Source organism: Plesiomonas sp. (assembly GCF_051650925.1).
Classification (GTDB): Bacteria; Pseudomonadota; Gammaproteobacteria; order Enterobacterales; family CAMTGL01; genus Plesiomonas.
This window is the reverse complement of record NZ_JBOFRH010000527.1, coordinates 1-1,015: the sequence shown is the minus strand read 5'-3', so window position 1 is coordinate 1,015 and position 1,015 is coordinate 1. Positions and strand designations below refer to the sequence as shown.

1 protein-coding gene is annotated in these 1,015 nt (G+C 45.5%); it reads right to left on the bottom strand.

Going from position 1 to position 1,015, the window contains the following annotated elements; translation table 11 throughout:
• Positions 1-287: 287 nt before the first annotated feature.
• A complete protein-coding gene (locus ACRC27_RS12610; protein WP_438640027.1) occupies positions 288-782 on the bottom strand; it encodes a SixA phosphatase family protein in 495 nt (164 codons plus the stop codon).
• Between the last annotated feature and the right edge of the window lie 233 nt (positions 783-1,015).

Here is a 1,015-nt window from a genome sequence, read left to right as displayed (position 1 = left end):
TCCGATGCAAAGCAGAGTCTGAGTATATGCCACTGCTTTTTCTTTGATGTCCCCTGAGTTTAGAGGATAACCCGGTAACGTAATCTTTGGTTCCCAGTTACCGGGCGTTTTTCTTCCTACTGTTCATCCGTTAACTTTTTCCTCGCTTTTCATCCCTATCAGTTTGATTCTGTTTGTATTGCTTTTGGTTGCACTATTTTAGGTACACGTAATGTTTAGGTACACGTAATGTTTAGGTACACGTAATGCCAGTCGAGTCGCTGTACCGGATATGCACGGCCATCGCGTTAGCCAATCTCGCCCTCTTCGGCATAAATCACATCCGTTAAGACACCCGCACAATTGCCGGCTTGATGCCAGTTAGGCAGCGTGATCCGAATTTGCATCGCGGTAGTGAACTTAATCAGCTCATTATCGGTCAGATGCAAGACCAGATCGGCTAAACCGGGGTTATGGCCTACCAGCACCAACTGTTGCACCGAGTCAGGCGTGGCCGTGATCAGCTTTAACAGTTGCGGCAATGTGGCTTCATACAACTCAGGCGCGAGCCGTAATCTGGCTTGCAAGGCCGGTTTGCCTTCTAACATCAAAGACGCAGTTTGCATCGTCCGAACACTGGGGGAGCAAAGTAATAACGCATCCTCATGAATAAAGGCTTGGCGCTGCGCCATCAATGTGGCTTGGCGTAATCCACGTTTAGCCAGTGGCCGTTGATAATCAGATGCCATATGATGCCGCCATGAAGATTTGGCATGGCGGACGAGTACTAGTTCACACGTCATAGCGCCTCATTTATTTAAATTAATGCTATCGTAATCACGAATTATGGTATTTCATGCCACACAAAAGTGACAAAGTGGTTTAATCAATCAGGCAGCATCATGAGCACAGAAAGAGAAGAAAACGATATGCTCTGCAGTAGAATTCTGATCCTTATACCACTAGCCTCGGATTGATTATAACATAACCAAACAACAGCCATATTGATGAAAAACTAACCTTTTGTATTTATATC